The organism is Pseudoxanthomonas spadix BD-a59 (assembly GCF_000233915.3).
GTDB lineage: Bacteria > Pseudomonadota > Gammaproteobacteria > Xanthomonadales > Xanthomonadaceae > Pseudoxanthomonas_A > Pseudoxanthomonas_A spadix.
On sequence record NC_016147.2, the window covers coordinates 1,556,749 to 1,580,963 of the forward strand.

General features: G+C 66.8%; 22 protein-coding genes and 1 tRNA gene. 20 read left to right on the plus strand and 3 right to left on the minus strand.

Annotation, left to right across the window (positions count from 1 at the left end):
• Positions 1-191: 191 nt before the first annotated feature.
• Genes DSC_RS06925 through DSC_RS06935 form a run of 3 tightly spaced genes read left to right on the plus strand, consistent with a single transcriptional unit; the run spans position 192 to position 2,092 of the window.
• Positions 192-1,121: an FKBP-type peptidyl-prolyl cis-trans isomerase gene (locus DSC_RS06925; RefSeq protein WP_014160435.1), complete on the plus strand. Its 930-nt coding sequence runs from the start codon at positions 192-194 to the stop codon at positions 1,119-1,121.
• Positions 1,121-1,357, plus strand: a complete 237-nt coding sequence (locus DSC_RS06930) for a SlyX family protein (protein ID WP_014160436.1) — start codon at positions 1,121-1,123, stop codon at positions 1,355-1,357. Before DSC_RS06925 ends, DSC_RS06930 begins: the two co-directional genes overlap by 1 nt.
• A 15-nt stretch (positions 1,358-1,372) precedes the next feature.
• Complete coding sequence (locus DSC_RS06935) at positions 1,373-2,092, plus strand: DUF2058 domain-containing protein (RefSeq protein ID WP_014160437.1); 720 nt, start codon at positions 1,373-1,375, stop codon at positions 2,090-2,092.
• A gap of 190 nt (positions 2,093-2,282) precedes the next feature.
• Here DSC_RS06935 and DSC_RS06940 read toward each other — a convergent pair whose 3' ends face one another.
• Both DSC_RS06940 and cysS read right to left on the minus strand, forming a co-directional pair.
• Positions 2,283-2,717 (minus strand): SufE family protein, encoded by a 435-nt coding sequence (locus DSC_RS06940; RefSeq protein ID WP_148268190.1) that lies wholly within the window; start codon positions 2,715-2,717, stop codon positions 2,283-2,285.
• A gap of 103 nt (positions 2,718-2,820) precedes the next feature.
• Positions 2,821-4,185 carry a cysteine--tRNA ligase gene (gene cysS, locus DSC_RS06945; RefSeq protein ID WP_014160439.1) on the minus strand — a complete coding sequence of 455 codons (1,365 nt, stop codon included), beginning with the start codon at positions 4,183-4,185 and terminating at the stop codon, positions 2,821-2,823.
• Positions 4,186-4,324: 139 nt separating this feature from the next.
• Between cysS and DSC_RS06950 the strand changes: the two genes are divergently transcribed.
• From DSC_RS06950 to DSC_RS06995, 10 genes are all read left to right on the plus strand, one after another.
• Entirely contained in the window at positions 4,325-4,849 is a 525-nt protein-coding gene (locus DSC_RS06950) for a hypothetical protein (protein ID WP_083833503.1), read from the plus strand.
• Between the two features lie 288 nt (positions 4,850-5,137).
• Positions 5,138-6,190: an N-acetylornithine carbamoyltransferase gene (locus tag DSC_RS06955; protein WP_014160441.1), complete on the plus strand. Its 1,053-nt coding sequence runs from the start codon at positions 5,138-5,140 to the stop codon at positions 6,188-6,190.
• Positions 6,191-6,246: 56 nt separating this feature from the next.
• Positions 6,247-7,518: an argininosuccinate synthase gene (locus DSC_RS06960; protein ID WP_043290456.1), complete on the plus strand. Its 1,272-nt coding sequence runs from the start codon at positions 6,247-6,249 to the stop codon at positions 7,516-7,518.
• Positions 7,519-7,673: 155 nt separating this feature from the next.
• The gene (locus DSC_RS06965) at positions 7,674-8,768 is read left to right on the plus strand and encodes an acetylornithine deacetylase (protein WP_014160443.1); all 1,095 of its coding nucleotides are present in this window, start codon (positions 7,674-7,676) and stop codon (positions 8,766-8,768) included.
• 64 nt (positions 8,769-8,832) lie between these two features.
• Entirely contained in the window at positions 8,833-10,158 is a 1,326-nt protein-coding gene (locus tag DSC_RS06970; protein WP_014160444.1) for an acetylglutamate kinase, read from the plus strand.
• Complete coding sequence (argC, locus tag DSC_RS06975; protein WP_014160445.1) at positions 10,159-11,115, plus strand: N-acetyl-gamma-glutamyl-phosphate reductase; 957 nt, start codon at positions 10,159-10,161, stop codon at positions 11,113-11,115.
• Positions 11,116-11,202: 87 nt separating this feature from the next.
• The gene (argH, locus tag DSC_RS06980; RefSeq protein ID WP_014160446.1) at positions 11,203-12,501 is read left to right on the plus strand and encodes an argininosuccinate lyase; all 1,299 of its coding nucleotides are present in this window, start codon (positions 11,203-11,205) and stop codon (positions 12,499-12,501) included.
• A 236-nt stretch (positions 12,502-12,737) separates the two neighbouring features.
• On the plus strand, positions 12,738-13,928 hold the full coding sequence (gene proB / locus DSC_RS06985; protein ID WP_014160447.1) for a glutamate 5-kinase: 1,191 nt from the start codon (positions 12,738-12,740) through the stop codon (positions 13,926-13,928).
• Positions 13,925-15,187: a glutamate-5-semialdehyde dehydrogenase gene (locus DSC_RS06990; RefSeq protein ID WP_014160448.1), complete on the plus strand. Its 1,263-nt coding sequence runs from the start codon at positions 13,925-13,927 to the stop codon at positions 15,185-15,187. Before proB ends, DSC_RS06990 begins: the two co-directional genes overlap by 4 nt.
• A 92-nt stretch (positions 15,188-15,279) precedes the next feature.
• Positions 15,280-17,202: a CocE/NonD family hydrolase gene (locus DSC_RS06995; protein ID WP_014160449.1), complete on the plus strand. Its 1,923-nt coding sequence runs from the start codon at positions 15,280-15,282 to the stop codon at positions 17,200-17,202.
• A gap of 188 nt (positions 17,203-17,390) precedes the next feature.
• On the opposite strand, the gene DSC_RS07000 is transcribed toward DSC_RS06995, so the two are convergent.
• Positions 17,391-18,047 carry an energy transducer TonB gene (locus tag DSC_RS07000; protein WP_014160450.1) on the minus strand — a complete coding sequence of 219 codons (657 nt, stop codon included), beginning with the start codon at positions 18,045-18,047 and terminating at the stop codon, positions 17,391-17,393.
• A gap of 142 nt (positions 18,048-18,189) precedes the next feature.
• Here DSC_RS07000 and serS point away from each other — a divergent pair, with 142 nt between their 5' ends.
• The 7 genes from serS (at position 18,190) to DSC_RS17350 (ending at position 23,920) form a co-directional block, all read left to right on the plus strand.
• Entirely contained in the window at positions 18,190-19,470 is a 1,281-nt protein-coding gene (gene serS / locus DSC_RS07005; RefSeq protein ID WP_014160451.1) for a serine--tRNA ligase, read from the plus strand.
• A gap of 112 nt (positions 19,471-19,582) precedes the next feature.
• Positions 19,583-20,554, plus strand: a complete 972-nt coding sequence (locus tag DSC_RS07010) for a LysR substrate-binding domain-containing protein (RefSeq protein ID WP_014160452.1) — start codon at positions 19,583-19,585, stop codon at positions 20,552-20,554.
• 82 nt (positions 20,555-20,636) lie between these two features.
• A tRNA-Ser gene (locus tag DSC_RS07015) sits at positions 20,637-20,724 on the plus strand.
• 37 nt (positions 20,725-20,761) lie between these two features.
• Positions 20,762-21,610: a DNA-processing protein DprA gene (locus DSC_RS17230; RefSeq protein ID WP_425476616.1), complete on the plus strand. Its 849-nt coding sequence runs from the start codon at positions 20,762-20,764 to the stop codon at positions 21,608-21,610.
• A 71-nt stretch (positions 21,611-21,681) separates the two neighbouring features.
• Positions 21,682-23,439, plus strand: a complete 1,758-nt coding sequence (locus tag DSC_RS07025) for a DUF262 domain-containing protein (RefSeq protein ID WP_014160454.1) — start codon at positions 21,682-21,684, stop codon at positions 23,437-23,439.
• Positions 23,439-23,801, plus strand: a complete 363-nt coding sequence (locus DSC_RS16605; protein WP_014160455.1) for a type I restriction-modification system subunit M N-terminal domain-containing protein — start codon at positions 23,439-23,441, stop codon at positions 23,799-23,801. The genes DSC_RS07025 and DSC_RS16605 overlap by 1 nt, the downstream gene beginning before the upstream one ends.
• Positions 23,792-23,920 carry a hypothetical protein gene (locus DSC_RS17350; RefSeq protein ID WP_014160456.1) on the plus strand — a complete coding sequence of 43 codons (129 nt, stop codon included), beginning with the start codon at positions 23,792-23,794 and terminating at the stop codon, positions 23,918-23,920. The genes DSC_RS16605 and DSC_RS17350 overlap by 10 nt, the downstream gene beginning before the upstream one ends.
• Positions 23,921-24,215 lie beyond the last annotated feature (295 nt).

Sequence of the window (24,215 nt, forward strand, 5' to 3'; positions counted from 1 at the left end):
TCGGCAAGGGCAGGGCGGGGCGCATCGGGTGCCAGCCCGCATGGACGCAAGTGGCCGGCTCACTCGCAAACCCCGGGGCCTGGCCTTCACTACAGGCCGGCGATTCTGCCTGCCGCATGCGCCCATGCCACAATATGCGCCTGTCGCGCCGGGATGCTCCGGCGCTTTTTGCCGCATGAGGAATGCACCGGATGAAATCGTTTGGCACTTGGGTGGCGGGCGTGTGCCTGGCCTCGGCCCTGATCGGAGGAAACGCAGTGGCGCAGGAGAAGCAGACGCTGGACACCCAGCGCGAGAAGGTCAGCTATGCCATCGGCATGGACATCGGCCGCTCGTTCGCCCCGGTCGCCGATTATATCGATCCGGCCAGCCTGCAGACCGCGCTGCAGGGCGCCCTCAAGGGCGAGCAACCGACCCTGAGCGAAGCCGATGCCCAGGCCACCGACGCCGCGCTGCGCGCCAACCTGGCCGCCAAGGCCGGGCAGACGCCGCCGGGCCAGCCGCCGGGCAGCCAGCCTCCGGTCGTCAACAAGCAGGACGTCGGTGCGCTGATCGGCGGTTACATGATCGGCCCCAAGCTGGCCCCGCTGAAGGATGAAGTGGACCTGCCGGTGGTGATGCAGGCCGTGCGCACCATGTTCGCCAAGGGCAACACGCTGTTGACCGAGGACCAGGCGCGTCAGGCCGTGCAGTCCTACGCCAGCGAGCGCCAGGCCGGCCAGGCGCAGCGCAACCGCGACGAAGGTGCCGCCTTCCTGTCAAGGAACAAGACCGCCAAGGGCGTGGTCACCACCCCGTCGGGCCTGCAGTACATGGTCCTGCGCGCCGGCAGCGGCGAGCGTCCGACCGCCGCCAGCACCGTGCGCGTGAACTATGAAGGCAAGCTGCTGGACGGTACCGTGTTCGACAGCTCCTACCAGCGCGGCGAGCCGGCCACCTTCCCGTTGGCCAACGTCGTGCCGGGCTGGACCGAAGGCCTGCAGCTGATGCCGGTTGGCTCCAAGTACCGCTTCTGGATTCCCGCCTCGCTGGCCTACGGCCAGGCCGGCACCCCGGGTGGGCCGATCGGCCCGGATGCCACGCTGACCTTCGACGTGGAACTGATCGGCATCGTCAAGTAATGCAGCCGGCCGACCCTGCCCTGCCCGAGGCGCTGGAGCAACGCCTGGTCGAGCTGGAGACCAGGCTTGCCTTCCAGGAACACGCCCTGGCCGAGTTGAGCCAGGCCCTGGCCGATGCACGTGCGGAAGGCAACCGCAACGCGGGCATGATCGGCCACCTGCTCGCGGACCTGCGCAAGGTCCGTACCGAACTCTATGCAGACCCGGGCGAAGAGCCGCCGCCCCCGCACTACTGATCCAGAGCCGGACCGATGACAGACTCACTGCGAGACCAGCTGCTGGGGCTGGGTTTCAAGCCGGCGCCCAAGCCTGAGCCCAAGTCCGAACGCCCGGCCGAGCGCAAGCCCGGGGGCAAGCCCCCGGGTCGCCCGCAGCACCCGGCGCGGGGCCCGCGCCCGCCGGGCGCCAGGGACGAGCGCCGTCAGCACGCCGGTGGCAAGCCGGGTGGCAACCCGTCGGGCAGCGGTGCTGCGCCAGGCAACAAGGCGACGCCGCAGGGCCGTCCCGGTGGCCAGCGCGGGGCAAACAGGCCGGCGCGTTCGCGCGAGGACATCGACCTGGCCAAGGCCTACGCGATCCGCGCCCAGCGCGAGAAGCAAGAGCGCATCGAGGCCGAGCGGCTCAAGCAGGAGCAGGCCCGCCTGCGCCGCGAGGCGCGGGCCAGGGTCGAGGCCCTGATCGAAGGCAAGACGCTCAATGACCCGGCTGCCGAGCTGGTGCGACACTTCCCCTACGGCGGCAAGATCAAGCGCATCCACGTCACCGCCGAACAGCTCGGCGCGCTCAATGCGGGCCAGTTGGGCATCGTCCAGCAGGCCGGGCGCTACCTGCTGGTCACTGCCGCCCTGCTGGACGAAGTGGAAGCGGTGTTCCCCGCGGCCGTGGCCCTGCGCGTGGACCCCAATGCCACCGCCGAGGAGGATCCATACGCCGACCCCAAATACCAGGTGCCGGACGATTTGATCTGGTAGGGCGGGTCTTGACCCGCCATGCGCGGTTCAACGGCCATGGCGATGTGGGGTTTCGATCGCCATGCCAGGTTCAACGGCCATGGCGATGTGGGGTTTCGATCGCCATGCCAGGTTCAACGGCCATGGCAATGGCGGGTTTCGATCGCCATGCAGGTTCAACGGCCATGGCAATGGCGGGTCAAGACCCGCCCTACGGTTTTTTGTGGGGCGGCGCGGCGGCCTGGGCGGTCTTGCGGATGAAGGCCAGCAGCGAGGCCAGGCCGTTGCTGCGGGTGGGCGAGAGGTGCTTGGCCAGGCCGATGTCGGCGATGTAGTCCGGTTCGGTGGCCAGGATCTCGGCCGCCGGCCGGCCCGAGTACACGCGCAGCGCCAGGAAGATCAGGCCCGAGACGATGGCCGAATCACTCACCGCTTGGAACTCCAGCCGCTGCGCGTCGCCCTGGGGCACGATCCAGACCATCGACTGGCAGCCGAGCAGGCGGTGCTCCTCGGTCTTCCACGCGTCGGGGAACGGGGGCAGCTTGCGGCCCAGGTCGATCAGGTACTGGTAGCGCTCGGCCCAGTCGGAGAAGAACGCAAATTCTTCCTTGATCGCCGCCTGTGCCTGGGCGGCGGTGGGTTCCATCGGAAACACGGTGTCATTCACAGCCGGAATTCTCTCGAGTCGTCATTCCCGCGCAGGCGGGAAGCCAGCGAGGCCTTGGCCTCGGGATGGGCGCGGCTGAAGCTCATGCGCGTTTCCAGCGCACGCCCTGGGCGGTGTCTTCCAGCAATACGCCTTGTTCGGCCAGTTGCTGGCGGATCGCATCGGCCCGGGCGAAGTCGCGCGCGGCCTTGGCGGCGCTGCGTGCCTCGACCAGCGCCTGGATGCGCGCATCATCGTCGCCGGAGGTGCCGCGGCCGAACCATTCGGCCGGCGCCTGCTGCAGCAGGCCCAGCGCCAGGCCGGCGCCGAGCAGCTGCGACTTCAGCGCCGCGCGCCCATCGCCACTGGCCCTGCGCACCTGGCCGGCGATGCGCGCCAGCTCGGCCAGCGCCTGCGGCGTATTGAGGTCATCATCCAGCGCCGCCTCGATGCTGGCCGGGATCACGCCTTCGGCCTGCACATCGGCCACATCGCGCAGCGTCCCGTACAGGCGGTCCAGGGTACGCACGCTCTGCTCGATCAGGCCATCGGACCACTCCAGCGGCTGCCGGTAATGCGCCGACAGCAATGCGTAGCGCAGCGCCTCGGGCGGGTGCTGCTGCAGCAGGTCGTGCACGCGTTCGATGTTGCCGATCGACTTGCTCATCTTGGTGCCGCCGAAGTTGAGCATGCCGTTGTGCAACCAGAACCGGGCGAAGGTCTGGCCGCCATGCGCGCACTCGCTCTGCGCCACTTCGTTTTCGTGATGCGGGAACTGCAGATCCACGCCGCCGGCATGGATGTCGAGGGTCGGGCCCAGATGCGCGGCGGCCATCGCCGAGCATTCGATGTGCCAGCCAGGGCGGCCACGGCCCCACGGCGAATCCCAGCCGGGCAGTTCCTCGGTGGAGGGCTTCCACAGCACGAAGTCGCCGGCGTGCCGCTTGTACGGTGCCACCTCCACCCGCGCGCCGGCCAGCATCTCGTCCGGATCGCGGCGCGAGAGCTGGCCATAGCGGTCGAACGAGTCCACCGAAAACAGCACGTGGCCGTCGGCAGCGTAGGCGTGGCCGCCTTCGATCAGCTGCTCGATCATCGTGATGATCTGCGGGATGTGCGCGGTGGCGTGCGGCTCGATGTCCGGCGGCGCCACGCCCAGGGCGGCCATGTCGGCGCGGTAGGCGGCGGTGAACCTGTCGGTGATCGCGGCGATCGGCACGCCCTGTTCGGCAGCGGCGGCGTTGATCTTGTCGTCCACGTCGGTGATGTTGCGCGCGTAGCGCAGGTTTCCGTAGCGGCGACGCAGCAGCTGGGCCAGCACGCCGAACACCACCGGGCCGCGGGCGTTGCCGATGTGCACGTAGTTGTAGACCGTCGGGCCGCACAGATACATGGTGGGGCAGGCCGGGTCCAGCGGGGCGAACGGTTCGACGGTGCGCGACAGGGTGTTGAACAGCTGCAGGGGCATGGGGGCCGCACGTGAGAAGCAGATCCGCGATTCTAGCGACCCGCCAGGATCGCTGACAGCCCGGATTCAGCCCCGGGTGTTTCGCGCTGCCTACACTGTGCCGTCGTCGACCTGGTCGTCCGCTGCTTAGTGTCGCTGCATGCCCTCCCGAGCTTTCCGTGCCCTCCTGCTTGCCTGCCTGTCGGCCCCGCTGCCGGCCGCGTTTGCCCAGCAGACGACGGTGGTTCCCATGGAAAACGTGCGCATCGACTACGCCCAGGTGCTCTCGGTCGAGCCGGTCTACCAGGTCCTGCGTGCCAGCCGCAACGAGCAGCAGTGCGATCGGCCGGCCGATGCGCCCAGCGTCGATGCCGACGCCGACAAGCCCAGGGAAGAAGGCCGCATTGCGCGCATGGTCGATTCGGTCAAGGGCATCTTCGGCAGCGATGACAAGGATGCGGCCGAGCCCAACCCGCAGGCGGCCACGCCGCCGGCGCCCGGGCAGAACTGCAGGATGGTCACGGTCGAGCGCGAGTTCCGCCGGCCGATCGCCTACGACGTGGATTACGTCTACAAGGGCAGCAAGTACCGCTCGCGCCTGGCCGAGGATCCGGGCAACCGGTTGCGCATCCGGGTGTCGGTGATGCCCTATGCGCCGGGCCAGATCCGCGCAGGCAATCCATAAACCCCGCGCACCCGGCGCCAAGCCTTGCGCCGCAACATGCGCACGTGCGAGGATTCGCGCCCGATGAAGACCTCTTCGCACCAGCACGCAAGTTCGGCCCGGATGGCCTCGGGCATGACCTCGCGTGCCCGTCGACCGGACGCCTGCAACTAGCTGGGTTACCGGAGGTCGTCTTGCATTTACCGGGAAAACCCAGCCAGCAGGCTGGGTTTTTTCGTTTTTCCGTGACAGAAAGGTTTCGCCCGCAACCGCGCATCGCGCGCCGCCCTTGCCGCAAAGGATGATTCGATGGCCCTGAAGCACTTCCTGAACACCCAGGACTGGTCCCGTGCGGACCTGGACGCCCTGCTCACCCAGGCTGCGCTGTTCAAGCGCAACAAGCTGGGCAACGAGCTGAAAGGCAAGTCGGTCGCGCTGGTGTTCTTCAACCCGTCCATGCGCACCCGCACCAGTTTCGAGCTGGGGACCTTCCAGCTGGGCGGACACGCGGTGGTGCTGCAGCCGGGCAAGGATGCATGGCCGATCGAGTTCGACCTGGGCGCGGTGATGGACGGCGAGGCCGAGGAGCACATCGCCGAGGTGGCGCAGGTGCTGGGCCGATATGCCGATATCGTCGCAGTGCGTGCATTCCCCAAGTTCGTGGACTGGGCGATCGACCGCCAGGACCGGGTGCTCAAGAGCTTTGCCAGGTACTGCCCGGTGCCGGTCATCAACATGGAGACCATTACCCATCCGTGCCAGGAATTGGCCCACATCATGGCGCTGCAGGAACACTTCGGCAGCAGCGACCTGCGCGGCAAGAAGTACGTGCTGACCTGGACCTACCATCCCAAGCCGCTCAACACTGCGGTGGCCAACTCGGCCCTGACCATCGCCACCCGCATGGGCATGGACGTGACCCTGCTGTGCCCGACGCCCGAGTACATCCTCGATGAGCGCTACATGGGCTGGGCGCGGGACAACGTCGATGAAAGCGGCGGCTCGATCCAGGTCAGCCACGACATCGACAGCGCCTACGCCAATGCCGACGTGGTCTACGCCAAGAGCTGGGGCGCGCTGCCGTACTTCGGCAACTGGGACCGGGAAAAGCCGATCCGCGAGCAGTACAGGCACTTCATCGTGGACCAGGCCAAGATGGCCCTGACCAACAACGGCGTCTTCAGCCACTGCCTGCCGCTGCGCCGCAACGTCAAGGCCACCGATGCGGTGATGGATTCGCCGCAGTGCATCGCCATCGACGAGGCCGAGAACCGACTGCACGTGCAGAAGGCGATCATGGCGGCCCTGGTCGCGCAGGGCGCGACGACTCGGGACCCGGGGCCCGGGACCCGGGACCGGTAAAGCCCCATCGTCGTTCTGGCCTTTCGCTTCGCTACTTTCCCTTCTGGAGTTTTCCGATGTCACAGCACCCAGCCAGCCCCTCCAATCCTAAGTCCCGAGTCCCGAGTCCCGGCTCGAAAGACATCGTGCTGGCTTTTTCCGGCGGCCTGGACACCAGCTTCTGCATTCCCTACCTGCAGGAGCAGGGCTACGCGGTGCACACCGTGTTTGCCGATACCGGTGGGGTGGATGCCGACGAACGCGATTTCATCGAAAAGCGTGCCGCCGAACTGGGCGCGGCCAGCCACGTCACCGTCGATGGCGGCCCGGCGATCTGGAACGGCTTCGTCAAGCCGTTCGTGTGGGCCGGCGAGGGCTACCAGGGCCAGTATCCGCTGCTGGTGTCGGACCGCTACCTGATCGTCGAGGCCGCGCTCAAGCGCGCCGCCGAGCTGGGCACCAAGGCCATCGCGCACGGCTGCACCGGCATGGGCAACGACCAGGTGCGCTTCGACCTGGCGATCAAGGCGCTGGGCGATTACCAGATCGTCGCCCCGATCCGCGAGATCCAGAAGGAGCACACCCAGACCCGCGCCTACGAGCAGAAGTATCTGCAAGACCGTGGCTTCGGCGTGCGCGCCAAGCAGCAGGCCTACACCATCAACGAGAACCTGCTGGGCCTGACCATGTCCGGCGGCGAGATCGACAGGTGGGAAGCGCCGGGCGAAGGCGCCCGCGGCTGGTGCGCCCCGCGCGCGGCCTGGCCAGAAAGCCCACTGTCGGTCACCCTGCGCTTCGTCAACGGCGAGGCGGTGGCGCTGGATGGCGAGAAACTGCCCGGCGAGAAACTCCTGGCCAGGCTCAACACGCTGTTTGCGGCCTACGGCGTGGGCCGCGGCGTGTACACCGGCGACACCGTGATCGGGCTGAAGGGCCGGATCGTGTTCGAGGCCCCGGGCCTGGTCTCGCTGCTGACCGCGCACCGGGCGCTGGAAGAAGCGGTGCTGACCAAGCAGCAGAACCGATTCAAGCCGGAAGTGGCGCGCAAGTGGGTGGAACTGGTCTACGAGGGCTTCTATCACGACCCGCTCAAGACCGATCTGGAGGCGTTCCTGCAATCCTCGCAGGCCAAGGTCAACGGCGAGGTGGTGCTGGAAACCCGCGGCGGTCGCGTCGATGCGGTCGCGGTCAAATCGCCGCACATCCTCAACGCCAAGGGCGCCACCTACGCCCAGTCGGCCGACTGGGGCGTGGAAGAGGCCGAAGGCTTCATCAAGCTGTTTGGCATGAGTTCCACGCTGTATGCGCAGGTCAATGGCGCCGATGCAGGGGTGAGGAGTGAGGAGTGAGCGTGTCGTTGCATGTCGCGTTGGCGGTTCTTCATTCGGTTCGCACTGTGCTTGCTTTGATTTCCAAACCCATGGCAATCGACACGACCCGCCTGGATATGCGTGTGTATCCGCCGGCCACGGCCTGACCTGTTGCACCACTTGAGACCTTGTTGATGACTTGCCTGCTCGAGCACACGCTGACGCATCTGGAAAAGCTGGTGTCCTTCGACACCCGCAACCCGCCGCGTGCGATCGGCACCGGCGGCATCTTCGATTACCTGCGCGCGAACCTGCCCGGCTTCAACGTGGAAGTGATCGACCACGGCGCCGGCGCGGTCAGCCTGTATGCGGTGCGTGGTGCGCCCCGGTACCTGTTCAACGTGCACCTGGACACGGTGCCCGATTCGCCGCACTGGAGCGCCGATCCGCACGTGTTGCGGCGCGCATCGGACCGCGTGATCGGCCTGGGCGCGTGCGACATCAAGGGCGCGGCCGCCGCGCTGCTGACTGCGGTCAACGCCGGCCAGGGCGATGCGGCGCTGCTGTTTTCTTCCGACGAGGAAGCCAACGATCCGCGCTGCATCGCCGCGTTCCTGGCGCGCGGCCTGCCCTACAGGGCGGTGCTGGTGGCCGAGCCGACGATGGGTGAGGCCGTGCTGGCCCATCGCGGGATCAGTTCGGTGCTGATGCAGTTCGCCGGCCGCGCCGGGCATGCGGCGGGCAAGCAGGATCCGGCGGCCAGCGCGCTGCACCAGGCCATCGGCTGGGGCTGCCGGGCGCTGGATCATGTGCAATCGCTCAGCCACGCGCGTTTTGGCGGACTGACCGGGCTGCGCTTCAACATCGGCCGGCTCGAAGGCGGGATCAAGGCCAACATGATCGCGCCGCAGGCCGAGCTGCGCTTCGGTTTCCGCCCGTTGCCATCGATGGACGTGGACCAGCTGCTGGAAACCTTCGCAGGATTGGCCGAACCGGCCGCGGCCGGCTTCACCGAAACCTTCCGCGGGCCGAGTCTGCCGGCCGGCGACATCGCCCGCGCCGAGGACAAGCGCCTGGCTGCGCGCGAGGTGGCCGATGCGCTGGATCTGCCGATCGGCAATGCGGTGGATTTCTGGACCGAGGCCTCGCTGTTTTCGGCCGCTGGCTACACCGCGCTGGTCTACGGCCCGGGCGATATCGCCCAGGCGCACACCGCCGATGAGTTCGTGACCCTGGCACAGCTGCAGCGCTACGCCGAATCGGTGCATCACATCATCAACGGACGCTGAGTCTCCAGCGCGCCAAGCCGGCCTGCGCGCCGCCCGCCACCTTCTTAGAGCCCCACCGCACACCGTGAACATTCCCGCCAGCCACGCCCAGACCCGCCAGACCATCGTCCGCCTGCTTTCGAGCATGGCCAGCGCCAAGGAAATCAGCCAGTACCTCAAGCGTTTCTCGCAGCTCGATGCCAAGCGCTTTGCGGTGGTCAAGGTCGGCGGCGCGGTGCTGCGCGACGAGCTGGACGACCTGACCTCCTCACTGACCTTCCTGCAGGAGGTCGGCCTGACCCCGATCGTGCTGCACGGCGCCGGCCCGCAGCTGGATGCGGAACTGTCGGCCGCCGGGATCGAGAAGCAGACCATCAATGGTCTGCGCGTGACCTCGCCCAAGGCCCTGGCGATCGTGCGCAAGGTATTCCAGGCGTCCAACCTCAAGCTGGTCGAGGCGCTGCAGGCCGCCGGCGCGCGTGCCACCTCGATCACCGGCGGGGTGTTCGAAGCCGACTACCTGGACCAGGACACCTATGGCCTGGTCGGTGAGGTCAAGGGCGTCAACCTGGCGCCGATCGAGGCCAGCCTGCAGGCCGGTTCGATCCCGGTGATCACCAGCCTGGGCGAAACCCCGTCCGGGCAGATCCTCAACATCAACGCCGACTTTGCCGCCAACGAGCTGGTGCGCGAACTGCAGCCGTACAAGATCATCTTCCTCACCGGCACCGGCGGCCTGCTGGACCAGAACGGCAAGGTGATCGACTCGATCAACCTGTCCACCGAGTACGCGCACCTGATCGCCCAGCCGTGGATCCACGGCGGCATGCGGGTCAAGATCGAGCAGATCAAGGACCTGCTGGACAAGCTGCCGATGGAATCCTCGGTGTCCATCACCCGTCCGGCGGACCTGGCCAAGGAGCTGTTCACCCACAAGGGCTCGGGCACCCTGGTGCGGCGCGGCGAGCGCGTGCTCAAGGCCACCTCCTGGGATGAACTGGACCTGCCCAGGCTCAGGGCGCTGATCGAATCCAGCTTTCGCCGCACCCTGGTGCCGGATTACTTCGACAAGACCCCGCTGCTGCGCGCCTACGTCAGCGAGAACTATCGTGCCGCGATCATCCTCACCGAGGGCGCGGGCATGGTGTACCTGGACAAGTTCGCGGTGTCCGACGACGCGCAGGGCGAAGGCCTGGGCCGTGCGGTCTGGAACGTGATGCGCGAGCAGACCCCGCAGCTGTTCTGGCGCTCGCGCCACAACAATCAGGTCAACATTTTTTACTACGCGCAGTCCGACGGCTGCTTCAAGCAGGAGAAGTGGAAGGTGTTCTGGTATGGCATGGACGACTTCGACCAGATCAAGCGGTGCGTGGCCCACTGCGCCACGCGCGTGCCGACCCTGGAGGGCTGAATGACTTCCAAGACGCGCTTTACCGTGGGCATCATCGGCGCACGCGGCCATACCGGCGCCGAGCTGATCAAGCTGATCGCCCACCATCGGCAGCTGGAACTGGCGTTCGTGTCCTCGCGCGAACTGGCCGGACAGCCGGTCGCCGACCACAGCGATGCCTACGCCGGCCCGCTGCACTATGAAAACCTCGATCCCGATGCGGCCGCGGCCAAGGGCGCCGACGCGGTGATCTTGGCGCTGCCCAACGGCAAGGCCGAGCCCTACGTCAAGGCGATCGACGCCACTGCGCCACAGACGATCATCGTCGACCTGTCGGCCGATTACCGCTTCGATCCGGGCTGGTACTACGGCCTGCCCGAGCTGACCCGTGGCAAGTACGCCGGGCAGCGGCGCATCAGCAATCCGGGCTGTTATGCCACCGCGATGCAGCTGGCGATCGCGCCGCTGCTGGACCAGCTGGCCGGGCCGCCGGTGTGCTTTGGCGTGTCGGGCTATTCCGGCGCCGGCACCACGCCTTCGGACCGGAACGACCCGGCGCTGCTGCGCGACAACCTGATGCCGTATGCGCTGACCAACCACCTGCACGAACGCGAGGTCTCCGCGCAGCTGGGCATCCCGGTGGAGTTCATGCCGCACGTGGCGCCGCATTTCCGCGGCATCACCATGACCGTCAACCTGTGGCTGCAGCAGCCGATGACGCGCCAGGACATCAAGGCGCGCTACCAGGCCCGTTACGCCGGCGAGCCGCTGATCGAGGTGATCGATGAAGCGCCGTGGGTCAGCCGCATCGCCGGCCGCCACGGCGTGCAGATCGGGGCCTTCACCACCGCGCCGGGCAACAAGCGCGTGGTCATCGTCTCGACCCTGGACAACCTGCTCAAGGGCGCGGCCACCCAGGCCATGCAGAACCTCAACCTGGCCCTGGGCCTGGATGAGCTGACCTCCATTGCGCATTGAAATCGTGGGCGCCGCTGAAGCGACTCCCACATCAAGCAAGACACAGGCATCGATGCTGGCAATGGCCGGCACCGCAGGAGAACACCAATGACCAACCTGCTCTGGCAAAAGCCCGGCGTTGCAGTGGACGCGAAGATCCAGGCCTTCCTGGCCGGTGACGACGTGATCCTGGACCGCGAGTTCTTTCTCTACGACATCGCCGCCAGCACCGCCCATGCCGAGGGCCTGCAGCACATCGGCATCCTCTCGCCGGAAGAACTGGACGGGCTCAAGCGCGAACTGGCCATACTGGCCGACGATTTCCGCAGCGGTGCCTTCGTGCTGGACGAGCGCTACGAAGACTGCCACTCGGCCATCGAGGCGCGCCTGACCGAACGCCTGGGCGATGCCGGCCGCAAGATCCACACCGGGCGCAGCCGCAACGACCAGATCCTGGTCGCCACCCGTCTGTGGCTGAAGGACAAGCTGCTGCGCGTGGCCCAGCTGAGCCGCGAGGTCGCCAAAGTGGCGCTCGACCGCGCGGAGGCGGAAAAGGACCTGCCGATTCCCGGCTACACCCATATCCAGCGCGCAGTGGTGTCCTCGGCGGGCATGTGGTGGGCCGGCTGGGCCGAAGCCTTCATCGACAACGCGGTGCGCGCGGCCGATACCTTGCGGCTGGTGGACTGCAATCCGCTGGGGACCGCGGCTGGCTACGGCGTCAACCTGGCACTGGACCGTGCGCACACCACGGCCGCGCTGGGCTTTGCGCGGATGCAGGTCTCACCGGTCTACGCCCAGCTTTCGCGCGGCAAGTTCGAACTGGCCGCGCTGGAAGCCCTCGGCGCCGCCACCCTGGACCTGCGCCGCATCGCCTGGGACCTGTCGCTGTTCACCAGCGCCGAGTACGGCTTCGTGGCGCTGCCGGCGCAGTACACCACCGGCAGTTCGATCATGCCCAACAAGCGCAACCCGGACGTGATCGAGCTGATGCGCGCCACCCACGCCAGCGTGGCCGCCGCGCGCACGCAGATCGAACAGCTGCTGTCGCTGCCCTCGGGCTATCACCGGGACCTGCAGGGCAGCAAGGGCGCGATCGTGCATGGCTTCGGCCGCGGCCTGGCGGCGTTGGAACTGCTGCCGGCGCTGCTGGCCAACCTGGAGTGGCGGCCCGACAAGCTGCGCGCGGCGATCGATTCGGGCATGTATGCAACGGACGTGGCGGTTGAGGCAGCCATTGCGGGCGTGCCGTTTCGCGAGGCGTACCGGGCCGCTGCGGCGGCTTCGGACACTGCCGGACAGGGGCGTACGCCGGAAGCCAGCCTGGCGGCGCGGGTGTCGCCGGGGGCGGCAGCGGATTTGAGGCTGGAGGTGTTGCTGGCGCGGTGGGAGGCGTTGGGAGGGTGAGGGGCGGTTTGCTTTTGCGTTGTCTGGTGATGCAAGGGCAAAGGCAAAGGCTTTCACGCCTTACGGCGCGAGCTACTTTTGTCTTGGCAAAAGCAAGCCACTGCACTGCAGGAGCAGTGCAGAACGGCGAAGCCGGCCCGAAGGGCGAGGCACATGGATGTGCCGAGTCAAACTGATAATGGAATATGCCGCCTGACACGCACCATCGCAATCCACCCCTCCCATCGATCGAGCGCATGAACGACACCGCTTCCCTGGTTGCCACGCCTTTCACCCCGCAGCCGATCCCGAGCTGGCGGCGGGCGGTGCTCAAGGTGGGCAGCAGCCTGCTGGCCGCCGATGGCGTGGGCCTGTCGCCGCGTTTCGCGCTGGGGTTGGCGCAGTTCGTCTCGGCGCACGTGCAGGCCGGGCGCGAAGTGGTGATCGTGTCTTCCGGCGCGGTCGCGGCCGGGCGGGCGATCGTGCCCAGGGTGGCCGACGCGGGCGGGGCGATCGCCGCGCGCCAGGCGCTGGCCGCGCTGGGCCAGGCGCAGCTGATCGCGCTGTGGCAGCGCCTTTTCGAGCGTCCGGTCGCCCAGGTGCTGCTGACCCACGACGACCTGCGCAATCGCCGCCGCTACCTCAATGCGCGCGCCACGCTGCTGGAATTGCTGCGATTGGGCACCCTGCCGGTGATCAACGAGAACGACACCGTCTCGGTGGACGAGCTCAAACTGGGCGACAACGACAACCTGGCGGCGATCGTCGCCGCGCTGGTCGATGCCGATGCCCTGTTCATCGCCACCGACATCGATGGGCTGTACACCGCCGATCCGCGCAGCAACCCGGCCGCGCGCCCGCTGGATGAAGTGCAGGTGCTGACGCCGGAGGTGTTGGCCATGGCCGGCGGCAGCGGCAGCAGTGTCGGCACCGGCGGCATGCGCACCAAGCTGGAGGCCGCGGCCAAGGCCGGTGCGGCCGGCGTGGAGACCTACCTGTTCAACGGCCGCAATGCCGAGGTCGTGCGTGGCCTGGCGCAGGACCGACTGAGCGGCACGCGCATCCATGCCGCGCAGACCCGCATCGCCGCGCGCAAGGGCTGGCTGCGGCACGCGCCGGTCGAACCGGGCGCGATCCTGATCGATGCCGGCGCCGCCGCGGCGCTGGTCGAAAAGGGCGCATCGCTGCTGCCCGGTGGCGTGACCGGCGCCGAAGGCGATTTCCGCCGCGGCGACATGGTGCTGGTGCGCACCGGCGACGCCGACGGTCAGCGCCCGCTGGCGCGCGGCATCGCCCAGTATTCGGCGGCCGACATCCGCCGCATCGCCCGCCGCCACTCGCGTGACATCGAGGCCGTGCTGGGCTACAGCTATGGTGAGAACGTGATCCACCGCGACGACCTGGTGCTGTTGGGCAGCGCCGCTCCACTTCCGAGGACTCCACGATGAGCGACATCAAGACCCAGGCGCTGGCCTGCCGCGAAGCCTCGCTGACCCTGGCCCAGCTGTCCTCGGCCGACAAGGCCGCGCTGTTGGAGGCGATGGCCTCGGCCCTGGAAACCCAACAGGACGCGATCCTGTCGGCCAACGAACAGGACCTGCAGGCCGCGCGCGAAAAAGACATCGGCAGCGCCATGCTCGACCGGCTCATGCTCAATCCCGAACGGATCGCCGGCATCGCCGCGGCCCTGCGCGAGGTGGCCGCCTTGCCCGATCCGGTCGGCCAGGTCACCCGCAGCGACACCCGTCCCAACGGCATCCAGGTCAGCAAGGTGCGGGTGCCGCTGGGCGTGATCGCGATGATCTACGAGGCCCGGCCCAACGTGACCGCCGATGCGGCAGCGCTGTGCATCAAGGCCGGCAACGGCGTGATCCTGCGCGGCGGCTCGGAGGCGATCCATTCCAACACCGCCATTGCGCAGGCCCTGCAAGGCGCGCTGCGCCAGGCCGGAATCCCCGAAGCCGCGCTGACCCTGGTCACCGACCTGCGCCGGCAGACCATGCTCGAGCTGCTGCAACTGAGCGACATCGTCGACCTGGCCATCCCGCGCGGCGGCGAAGGCCTGATCCGCTTCGTCGCCGAGCACGCGCGGGTGCCGGTGATCAAGCATTACAAGGGCGTGTGCCACCTGTTCGTCGATGCCAGCGCCGATCTCGATCTGGCGCTCAAGCTGCTGATCGATGGCAAGGTCTCGCGCCCGAGCGCCTGCAATTCGCTGGAGACGCTGCTGGTGCACCAGGACATCGCGCCGGTGTTCCTGCCGCTGGCGGCCAGGGCGCTGCTGGCGCGCGGGGTCGAACTGCGCGGCGACGAGGCCACCCGCAGGCTGGTGGCCGAGGCCAAGCCCGCCTCGGACGAGGACTACGCGGCCGAATTCCTGGACCTGATCCTGGCCGTGCGCGTGGTCCCGGACCTGGCCGAAGCCATCGCCCACATCCGCCATTACGGCTCGGACCACACCGAGGTGATCGCCACCGGCGATGAAGCCAACGCCACCGCCTTCGTCGCGGCGCTGCGCGCGGCGGTGGTGATGGTCAACGCGTCCTCGCGGTTCTCCGACGGCGGCGAGCTCGGCCTGGGCGCGGAGATCGGCATTTCCACCACGCGCCTGCATTCCTACGGACCGATGGGCCTGGAAGCGCTCACCGTCGAGCGCTTCGTCGTCCACGGACAGGGCCAGACCCGGGTGCCGATCCGCGTGGACTGAAACACGTCGCAGGGGTGCCATCAGTGGGGTCCCCAGGGGGAATCGCCGCGCATAGACTGTCGGCTCGGTCATCTTGCAGGAACGCCCCCACGATGCGTCAGTCCGCGCTGCTTCCTTCGCTGTTGTCCCTGCTGCTTGCCGCGGCCCTGCCCGTGGCCGGCCTGGCGCAGACCGCGCCGATGACCCCGGACATCACCGGCAAGGACTTCGTCGCACCCGATGCGGCCAACGATTACCTCAAGCGCGTGGTGGAGATCCCCATGCGCGACGGGGTCAAGCTGCACACCGTGATCGTGATCCCCAGGGGCGCCACCCATGCGCCGATGCTGCTCACGCGCACCCCGTACAACGCCGATGGCCGCACCGCGAGGATGGAGTCGCCACACATGCGCAACCTGCTGGCGCAGGGTGATGAGGTGTTCGTCGATGCAGGCTATATCCGGGTGATCCAGGACGTGCGCGGCAAGTACGGCTCGCAGGGCGACTACGTGATGACCCGGCCGCTGAGGGGGCCGCTCAACGGCACCGACGTGGACCATGCCACCGATGCCTGGGACACGATCGACTGGCTGGTCAAGCACGTCCAGCAGTCCAACGGCAAGGTCGGCATGCTGGGCTCATCGTACGAAGGCTTCACCGTGGTGATGGCACTGACCGACCCGCATCCGGCGTTGAAGGTCGCCAGCCCGATGAGTCCGATGGTCGATGGCTGGATGGGCGATGACTGGTTCAGCTATGGCGCGTTCCGCCAGATCAACTTCGACTACTTCACCGGCCAGCTGTCCAAGCGCGGCAAGGGCAGCCGCATCGCCCGCCAAGGCCACGACGACTACAGCAACTTCCTGCGTGCCGGCTCGGCCGGCGACTACGCCAGGGCCGCCGGGCTGGAGCAGCTGCCGTGGTGGCACAAGCTGACCGAGCACCCCGCCTACGACGCGTTCTGGCAGGAACAGGCGCTGGACAAGGTGATGGCCAGGACCCCGATCAAGGTGCCGACCATGTGGCTGCAGGGCCTGTGGGACCAGGAGGACATGTATGGCGCCAACCACAGCTACGCGGCGATGGAGGCGCGCGACAAGGGCAACGACAGGAACTACCTGGTCATGGGCCCGTGGCGCCACAGCCAGGTCAACTACGACGGCAGCAGCCTGGGCGCGCTGAAGTGGGACGGTGACACCGCGCTGCAGTTTCGCCGCGACGTGCTGCTGCCGTTCTTCAACCAGTACCTGGTCGACGGCGCGCCCAGGGCCGACACGCCGCCGGTGCTGATCTACGACACCGGCGCCAACCACTGGGATCGCCTGAAATCCTGGCCGCAAGTGTGCAGCGAAGGCTGCAAGGCCAAGCCCAGGGCGCTGTACCTGGGCGCAGGCGGCAAGCTTTCGTTCGACGCCCCGGCCGCCGGCCAGGCCGAATACGACGCGTACCTGTCCGACCCGGCCAAGCCGGTGCCGTTCGTGCCGCGTCCGGTGGACTTCGCCGACCGCGACATGTGGACGAGCTGGCTGGTGAAGGACCAGCGCTTCGTCGATGGCCGCCCGGACGTGCTGACCTACGTCACCGAGCCGCTGGCCAAACCGCTGAAGATCGCCGGCCGCCCGCAGGTCAACCTGCAGGCCTCCACCAGCGGCAGCGACAGCGACTGGGTGGTCAAGCTGATCGACGTCGGCCCGGACCAGGTCGCTTCGGATCCGAAGATGGGCGGCTACCAGCTGCCGGTGGGCATCACCATCTTCCGCGGCCGCTATCGCGAGCGCTTCGAGCATCCCAAGGCGATCACGCCCGATGCGACGCTGGCCTACGACTTCGAACTGCCCAACGCCAACCACACCTTCGGCAAGGGCCACCGGATCATGGTCCAGGTGCAGTCCAGCCTGTTTCCGCTGTATGACCGCAACCCGCAGACCTACGTGGACAACATCTTCTTCGCCAGGCCGGCCGACTACCAGAAGGCCACCCAGCGCATCTGGCACACGCCGCAGCAGGCCAGCTTTATCAGCCTGCCGGTGGAATGAAACCCCGCGCCAGCGGCATCCGCACGGCCGTGCCGTGACGCGTCGCCGGCGGAGTGCGGCGCAGTCCAGGGCGCGGTTGCCGCTGTCGAACGCATTCCGTTTTCGTGACGTGACACGCCGGTAAAACCCTGGAGCCGGCATGCAGCGCAGTTCAGCGTTGCCAAAGGCGATTCATGCCGCTGCCTGGATCAACGCTCCAGGTTGAACTCCACCGGAATGTCGACCGCGGCCGGCACCGGTTCGCCGTCCTCGATCGCCGGGTCGAAGCGCCATTTGCGCACCGCCTCCATCGCCGCCCGGTCAAGCTCGCGCGAGCGGCTGCTCTGGATCAGGGCCACGCCACCGGGCCTGCCTTGCGCGTCGACCTGGATGCGCACGACCACCGTGCCGGTCTCCCCGCGACGCAGCGCCGCGGGCGGGTAGGTCGGCGGCGGGCTTTGGCCCTCGATGGGCAGCGGCGTCACCCGGTCGGGCCGTTCGGTCGTTGCCGCTTGTGCCGCAGGCGCGTTGCTGGCGCTGGCAGGCGCCTCTTCCAGCACCGGCTGGGGCAGGGCGCCACTGTCGCCAGCAGGCTGCGCGGCGTCGGCCTGCGCGCCAGGCGCCGGGGCCTGCATGCCGCTGGCGCTGTCCTGCGCGGCCATGGGCTCCGGCAGCGGCGCGATGGCGGCTTGCTCGCCGCTCTTGTCGGCCGGCTTGACCGAGTAAAAGGCGTCGTCGTTGCGGTTGCTCAGCCACACGATGGCAAACAGGGCCAGCCCGGCGAGGAAGGCGCCCAGGGCGATCCACAGTGCGCGATGCGGCAGGTGCAAGGTGAAGGCGCGGCGGCGCGGCGTGGCAGGTGACATGGCAGGGGCAATGCGGCGGAAACAGCCTGCGATTCTTGCACAGCGGCCGGCCCGTTCCCGATCACGCGCCGCCGGCCGCGGGCGGGCGCGGGTGGAACAGGCGATAATCCAAGGTTCTTCCACGTGCAGCCAGCCCTTGCCCATGCTTGATCCCGCCCTGCTCCGCAACCAGCCTGCCGACCTTGCCCAGCGCCTGCGCCAAACGCGCGGCTTTGAGTTGGACGTGTCCGCGCTGGAATCCCTGGAGGCACGCCGCAAGCAGCTGCAGGTGCGTACCCAGGAACTGCAGCACCTGCGCAATGCCCATTCCAAGGCGATCGGCCAGGCCAAGGCCCGCGGCGAGGATGCCGCGCCCCTGCTGGCCGAGGTCGCCGGCTTCGGCGAGGAGCTCAAGGCCTCGGAAATCGAGCTGGACCAGCTGCGCGCGCAGATCGAGGCCATCGCCATGGGCATCCCCAACCTGCCGCACGCCAGCGTGCCGCCGGGCCTGGATGAAACCGGCAACGTCGAGCAGCACCGCTGGGGCACGCCGCGCCGCTTCGATTTCCCGGTCAAGGACCATGTCGAACTGGGCGCGCGCAACGGCTGGCTCGATGGCGATACCGCGGCCAAGCTGTCAGGGGCGCGCTTCACCGTGTTGCGCGGGCCGATCGCGCGCCTGCACCGGGCCCTGGCGCAGCTGATGCTGGACCTGCATACCGGCGCGCATGGCTACCAGGAAGTCAACGTCCCGGTGATCGTCAACGCCGAGTCGATGCGCGGTACCGGCCAGCTGCCCAAGTTCGAGGAGGACCTGTTCCGCACCGAGGTGGGCCAGGCCACGCGCTACCTGATCCCGACCTCGGAAGTGCCGCTGACCAACATCGTCCGCGACAGCATCGTCGAGGACAGCGCGCTGCCGCTGCGCATGACTGCGCACTCGATGTGCTTCCGCGCCGAGGCCGGCAGCCACGGCCGCGACACTCGCGGCATGATCCGCCAGCACCAGTTCGAAAAGGTCGAGCTGGTCGCCATCACCCGCCCGCAGGACAGCGACGACGAGCACGAGCGCATGACCCGCTGTGCCGAAGTGGTACTGGAAACCTTGGGCCTGCCCTACCGCCGCATGCTGCTGTGCGCCGGCGACATGGGCTTCTCGGCGGCCAAGACCTACGACCTGGAGGTCTGGCTGCCCTCGCAGGACAGCTACCGCGAGATTTCCTCGATCTCCAACTGCGAGGCGTTCCAGGCCCGGCGCATGCAGGCACGCTGGCGCAATCCGGCCACCGGCAAGCCCGAGAGCGTGCACACGCTCAACGGTTCGGGCGTGGCCGTGGGCCGCTGCCTGATCGCGGTGATGGAGAACTGCCAGCAGGCTGACGGCAGCATCCAGGTACCCGAGGCGCTGCGCCCGTACATGGGCGGCATCGCGCGCATCGCCTGAGCCATCCCCGCGGGCGTGGGAATGAATTCAGCCCGATTTGGTCCGATTTCGTTGTGCCAGCGGGATGCGGGTGGTTAAATAGCGGGAATCGTTCCAGATTCGGGATGGCGCCATGCAAGACCTCAATGACCTCTATTACTTCGCCATGGTCGTGGACCACGGCGGCTTCGCCGCGGCCGAACGCGCGCTGGGTATTCCCAAGTCGCGCCTGAGCCGGCGCATCAGCCAGCTGGAGACCGACATGGGGGTGCGCCTGCTGCAGCGCTCCACGCGCCGTTTCGCGGTCACCGACGTGGGCATGAGCGTGCATCGCCACGCCCAGACCATGCTGGCCGAAGCCCAGGCCGCGCGCGAAGTGGTCGATCGCCTCTCGGCCGAGCCACGCGGCGTGGTCCGGGTCAGCGTGCCGGTGGCGGTGGCGCAGATGCAGCTGCCCAGGATCCTGCCGGGGTTCCTGGACAAGTACCCCAAGGTCCGCCTGCAGCTGCACGTCAACAACCGCCGCGTGGACATCATCAACGAGGGCTACGACGTGGCCCTGCGGGTGCGCGCCAAGCTCGATGACGACGGCAGCCTGGTGATGCGCAGCTTCGGCCAGATCCAGGAACTGCTGGTGGCCAGCCCCAAGTACCTGCAGCGCGCCGGCCGGCCGCAGCGTCCGGAAGACCTGGTCGAGCACGTGACCATGTCGATGAGTGAGGACGAGGCACGCCAGCGCTGGGAACTGCACGGCCCCGATGACCAGGTGCGCAAGATCGAGCTGCAGCCGCGCCTGGCCGGTTTCGACTTCCCGCTGCTCAAGGCCATGGCCAAGGACGGATACGGGATCACCATGCTGCCGGAAACCGTGTGCGCCGACGCGGTCCGCAGCGGCGAGCTGGAGGTGGTGCTGCCCGAGTGGTCGCTGCCGCAGGGCGTGTGCCATGCGGTGTTCGCCTCGCGCCGCGGCATGCTGCCGGCCGTGCGCGTGTTCATCGACTACCTGGCCGAGCACCTGCCGCAGCAGATCGAGGATTCGCGCCTGGACTGCGGCGGCAAGTGCGTCGAACGCCTGGTCGAACTGGGCCTGCGCCAAGCCTCCTGAGGCCGCGCACGGCTTGGGCGGTACCGGCCGGCCGGCTCGACATGCGAGAATGCAAGGGCGGAATCCCGCGTGATGTCTGACCGGAAGCGTGGCCGAGTGGTTGAAGGCACTGGTCTTGAAAACCAGCAACGGGCAACCGTTCGTGGGTTCGAATCCCACCGCTTCCGCCATGAATCCAGTGAATGCGGGGCCTTCAGACCTTCCTGGATTGCGTCTTTAGCAAAGGACCTCAGTCTGGAAAAGACCACCATGAACCGCGAGCACCGCAACCTGCTGTTCGATGGCCAACTGGTGCTGATTTCGCCCTACGACCCGAGTGCCGGGTTCAATGTCGGCAAGGCCGTGCAGCGGAACAAGCTGATTTATGCGTTGGCAGACACATCGCTGGTGGTCAGTTCCGACCTAAACAAAGGCGGTACTTGGACGGGTGCTGTCGAGCAGCTCGACAAACTCAAGTTTGTTCCAGTCTTCATTCGATCGACGGGTGAGTCTTCCGCCGGACTGGATGGTTTGCGAAAGAAGGGAGCACTTTCCTGGCCGAACCCGCAAGACGTGGATTCCTTCGAGGACGTGTTCAACGTGGCGATGCCGACGCCGACGGCCTCCCCACAGGTTGGCTTTGCGCTGTTTTCGAACGAAGAGCCATCGTCGGCTGACTCCAAGCCAACCGAGCCCGTGCCACGCGACGCCACTCCAGCGCCCCAGGACGAGAGCGAGCCATCGGCACCGATCGACGTTGTTTCCGATGCGCAGCCACCCGCTACGGCATTGGAAGAACCGCCGCCAGTCGCACCAGAGGCCGTGGCGCCGATAGACGAGGCCAAGGAATCTGCGCAGCCGGAATCGACCCCTGCCGAAGTTCTCATCGCTGCCGTGCGCGCAGCGATTCAGCAACTCTTGAGTACACCGATGAAGGACGCCGAGGTGGCAGCCGCGCTGGACGTTTCCAACGCGCAGGCCAAGGCATGGTTGCAGCGTCTGGTTGACGAAGGTGTATTGGAAAAGCAGAAGAAGCCATCTGGTTACGTCGTCAAACAAAAACGGCTGTTCGAGTGACCGATGAAGATCAACCCACAACTCAAGCCGCAGTGCGACGGCATCGATGAAGAAGGAGCGGAAACGTAACAATGACCAAGACACTTGAAGCCCACGACAAGCTGATCCGGGAGATCTTCGAAGGCAGCTACCAGTTCGAGATCCCGGACTACCAGCGCCCCTACGCTTGGACGACCGAGCAGGCGGGCGAGTTGTTCGACGATCTGATCTCGGCGATGCAGGACGCCCGTGTCTCCGGCGCGACCAGCCAGTACTTCCTCGGCAGCATCGTTCTGATCAAGAACGACCGGGAGCAGAAATCGTCGGTGGTCGATGGCCAGCAGCGCCTGTCCACACTGACGATGCTGTTCGCGGTGCTGCGCGAGGCCATGCCGCACGCCGCCGACGACATCACCGATTTCCTCTACAAAAAGGGCAAGGTCAGCCTCGGCGAGAAGAACGAATACCGCCTGACCGCCCGCGAGGAAGATGCAGACTTCTTCCGCGCCAATATTCAGGAGCCCGGTGGCATCGCGCAGTTGGTCGCAAGCACCGATAAGCTGGAAGACAGCCGACTGCGTTACCGCGAAAACGCCATGCTGCTGCTGGGCAAGGCCAAGGCGCTACCGCCCGTCGACCTGATCACGCTGTGGCAGTTCCTCGCCAACGACTGCTCGCTGGTCGTCATCTCCACGCCCGATCTTGAAGCCGCGTACCGCATCTTTTCCGTGCTGAACAACCGGGGGCTCGACCTCGCGCCTATCGACATCATCAAGGCGCAGGTTCTGGGCCTGATCCGCACCACGGCAGGCGACGTCAAGAGCCGCGCGTACGCCAAAGAGTGGAGCCGGATCGAAAACGCGCTGGGCCGCGACGCTTTCGGCGATCTGTTCGGCCACATCCGCACCATCTACGCCAAGCAGAAGCAGCGGGCCACGCTGGTCAAGGAATTCCAGGAGCACGTCACCGAATACAAGGCACCCATCGACCTGATCGACAAGGTGATCAAGCCCTACGCCGAAGTCTGGGGCTTCGTCCGCGACGCCGACTTCGAGGCCACTGAGCACGCCGAGACGATCAACGAGCACCTGTCCTGGCTCAACCGCGTGGACTTCAAAGACTGGGTGCCCCCGGCATTGGTGTATTTCAAGCGCTTCCGGCAAAAGCCCAAGCTGCTCGCAGAATTTTTCCGGTCGCTGGAACGGCTCACCTATTTCCTGCTGGTCACCAAGGCGGGCATCAACGAGCGCATCGAAACCTACGCCGCGCTCACCAAGGAAATCGAACCGGAGACCTTCAAGGGCGAGCTGGCCGAGCTCACTACGCTCGCCCTGACAGACGCGCAAAAGCGCAAGTTCGTCGCGGCACTTGATGGCGACGTTTACGACGATCTGCCCAAGGCACGGATGGCGCTGGTCTTGCGCCTTGAATCGTTGGTGCGGGCCCCCGGAGTAGAACTGCAGAACGCCGTGTCGTTGGAGCACGTGCTACCGCAAACACCGCCGGATGGCTCGGACTGGCTCCAGTGGTTCCCCGACGAGAACGAACGGGAAGCCTGGACACACCGCCTGGCCAACCTGGTTCCGCTTGACCGGAACAAGAACTCGTCCGCCAGCAACTACGACTTCGCCAAGAAGAAGAATGTTTACTTCAAGGGCAAGGGCACTGCGTCACCTTTCGTGCTGACCCAGGAAGTCCGCTCGGAAGATAAATGGACACCGGCGATGCTGATTGATAGGCAGAACCGCCTCGTCGGCGTGCTCAAAAAACACTGGGCTCTTGATGTGTCGCCAACCATATCTGTCAGCAAGGTGCCTGACACCACAACAGCTATTCAAGGGCAGGCTTGATGAAGCCCATAAAACAAGACCAAAGCAGCCTGAAGTGGGTCGCCGACTTCATCTGGAACATTGCCGACAACCGCCTGCGCGACGTCTACGTGCGCGGCAAGTATCGTGACGTCATCCTGCCGTTCACTGTGCTGCTGCGGCTCGATGCCTTGCTGGAGTCGACCAAGCAGGCGGTGCTGGAGCGCAAGAAGTTCCTCGACACGCACGACGTGGCCGAGCAGGACGGCGCACTGCGGATGGCATCCGGGCAGGCGTTCTACAACACCTCGGAATTCACCCTCGCCACGCTCAAAGACCCCGCCACAGACGGGCGCATCGGCGTGACCAAGATGAATATTCTGAGGGGACTTGTATGGCATTGAATCTGGCGAAGCTCGTGTTGGGTTACTTGAAGGAGCGGCCAGATGAAAAGCTGACCGCGCGGCAGATCGCCGAATGGATCTTCGCCACGTTTCCAGATGAATGCCAAGCGAAGAAATAGATCAGCCAGTACGTCAGCACGGATGCCGAACTGGTGCAGCAGTTGGTCGCAGAAATTAGCTCTCAGCGGCCGCATTTGCAAAAACGGCATCCAGAGCTGAAGACCACCGAGGGTCGGCCGCGTAAGTACTACTACTCAGAGAAATCTGACGTTGCCGAAGTTGCGGCGGCGGAGGGGGTGGTTGCCGTTCCCATTGCAGACAGTAGCGATGCCAAACTTGGAGAGCACGCGATGTACCCGTTGCTCTCGCTGTATCTGTGGGAGGAGTTTGGCGTGTACTCGAAGCGGATCGACG

Bases quoted from the DNA above. Each gene is read 5' to 3' on its own strand.
- DSC_RS06925 (WP_014160435.1), top strand. From the start codon at position 192: ATGAAATCGTTTGGCACTTGGGTGGCGGGCGTGTGCCTGGCCTCGGCC.
- DSC_RS06930 (WP_014160436.1), top strand. From the start codon at position 1,121: ATGCAGCCGGCCGACCCTGCCCTGCCCGAGGCGCTGGAGCAACGCCTG.
- DSC_RS06935 (WP_014160437.1), top strand. From the start codon at position 1,373: ATGACAGACTCACTGCGAGACCAGCTGCTGGGGCTGGGTTTCAAGCCG.
- DSC_RS06940 (WP_148268190.1), bottom strand. From the start codon at position 2,717: ATGGAACCCACCGCCGCCCAGGCACAGGCGGCGATCAAGGAAGAATTT.
- cysS (WP_014160439.1), bottom strand. From the start codon at position 4,185: ATGCCCCTGCAGCTGTTCAACACCCTGTCGCGCACCGTCGAACCGTTC.
- DSC_RS06950 (WP_083833503.1), top strand. From the start codon at position 4,325: ATGCCCTCCCGAGCTTTCCGTGCCCTCCTGCTTGCCTGCCTGTCGGCC.
- DSC_RS06955 (WP_014160441.1), top strand. From the start codon at position 5,138: ATGGCCCTGAAGCACTTCCTGAACACCCAGGACTGGTCCCGTGCGGAC.
- DSC_RS06960 (WP_043290456.1), top strand. From the start codon at position 6,247: ATGTCACAGCACCCAGCCAGCCCCTCCAATCCTAAGTCCCGAGTCCCG.
- DSC_RS06965 (WP_014160443.1), top strand. From the start codon at position 7,674: ATGACTTGCCTGCTCGAGCACACGCTGACGCATCTGGAAAAGCTGGTG.
- argC (WP_014160445.1), top strand. From the start codon at position 10,159: ATGACTTCCAAGACGCGCTTTACCGTGGGCATCATCGGCGCACGCGGC.
- argH (WP_014160446.1), top strand. From the start codon at position 11,203: ATGACCAACCTGCTCTGGCAAAAGCCCGGCGTTGCAGTGGACGCGAAG.
- proB (WP_014160447.1), top strand. From the start codon at position 12,738: ATGAACGACACCGCTTCCCTGGTTGCCACGCCTTTCACCCCGCAGCCG.
- DSC_RS06990 (WP_014160448.1), top strand. From the start codon at position 13,925: ATGAGCGACATCAAGACCCAGGCGCTGGCCTGCCGCGAAGCCTCGCTG.
- DSC_RS06995 (WP_014160449.1), top strand. From the start codon at position 15,280: ATGCGTCAGTCCGCGCTGCTTCCTTCGCTGTTGTCCCTGCTGCTTGCC.
- DSC_RS07000 (WP_014160450.1), bottom strand. From the start codon at position 18,047: ATGTCACCTGCCACGCCGCGCCGCCGCGCCTTCACCTTGCACCTGCCG.
- serS (WP_014160451.1), top strand. From the start codon at position 18,190: ATGCTTGATCCCGCCCTGCTCCGCAACCAGCCTGCCGACCTTGCCCAG.
- DSC_RS07010 (WP_014160452.1), top strand. From the start codon at position 19,583: ATGCAAGACCTCAATGACCTCTATTACTTCGCCATGGTCGTGGACCAC.
- DSC_RS07025 (WP_014160454.1), top strand. From the start codon at position 21,682: ATGACCAAGACACTTGAAGCCCACGACAAGCTGATCCGGGAGATCTTC.
- DSC_RS16605 (WP_014160455.1), top strand. From the start codon at position 23,439: ATGAAGCCCATAAAACAAGACCAAAGCAGCCTGAAGTGGGTCGCCGAC.
- DSC_RS17350 (WP_014160456.1), top strand. From the start codon at position 23,792: ATGGCATTGAATCTGGCGAAGCTCGTGTTGGGTTACTTGAAGGAGCGG.